1 protein-coding gene is annotated in these 921 nt (G+C 73.4%); it reads right to left on the bottom strand.

What is annotated here, in order from left to right; translation table 11 throughout:
• On the bottom strand, positions 1-588 hold a 588-nt coding region (locus G3I65_RS45785), incomplete at its 3' end, for a DUF6542 domain-containing protein (protein WP_160701651.1).
• Between the last annotated feature and the right edge of the window lie 333 nt (positions 589-921).

Below are 921 nucleotides of genomic sequence, written 5' to 3'. Positions count from 1 at the left end.
GTCCCGGCCACGGCGAGGCGGCACGGGCGTCTGACCGGTCCGGTTGGCTCCCGCCGGCCGCGGCCGGGCCGGGCGGGCCTGCTCGTCGTCCTCGTCGGGGCGCCGGTCGGCCTTGCCCTTCTTCGAGGCGTCGGGGTCGCGCTCGCGGAAGATGCGGACGAAGCCGATCAGCAGCGTGATGCCGGTGGTGATGGCCATCATGGGGAAGCTGTTGATCAGCGGGCTGCCGATGTTCAGTGCCTTCGACAGCAGGTCGTCGCCCTGCGACCCCGAGGTCAGCAGGATCACGCCGGGCACGGTGACGGCCAGCACGAGCGGCGGCATCACCATCGGCCCGAACAGCCCCCGCCGCCGCACCGCGCAGACCGCGATCACGGCCCCGGCGATGTAGCAGACGATGAAGACCACCGGGATGTTCGCCTGGCTCGGCTTGGCGAGGAGGGCGCCCACGACCGCCAGGCCGAGGCCGACCAGGACGGCCGCCCACCAGGGCAGCCCGCGCCTCGAACCGACGACAGGACGCTCATCCCACGGTACGGGGATGTCGTCGGCATCTGGATCGCTCTGGCGATCGCGAATCGCGGTCACAGGGCAACACCGTATCTCGTGGTTGTGAAGATCTTGCCAGCACCGCCGCCCACGTGGGCCGACAGCCACCCGGCGGCCGTGCGGAAGCGGACGGTGACGGTGGTGCAGACCTTCGCCACGAGTGCCCAGGTGACCGGTCCCGGACGCGCGTGGTCCGGCCTCGGCAATACGGGTGCCCGCCGATCGTGCCTGGTCACGCGGCGGCCGCGCAGTTCGCCGGTGGCGCCCCGGTCGAGTGGTCCGGTCCCGAGGCTCCGGGTCGGCGGGGCTCGCGGTGCTGGCCGCGCCGCGCATCGGCCGCGGTGCACGAGCCGCCCCGCCCGGCCTCCGAGC

This window comes from Amycolatopsis sp. SID8362, from assembly GCF_010550475.1.
Classification (GTDB): Bacteria; Actinomycetota; Actinomycetes; order Mycobacteriales; family Pseudonocardiaceae; genus Amycolatopsis; species Amycolatopsis eburnea.
The sequence above is the reverse complement of the archived record's forward strand: the minus strand, read 5'-3'. Positions and strand labels throughout refer to the sequence as shown.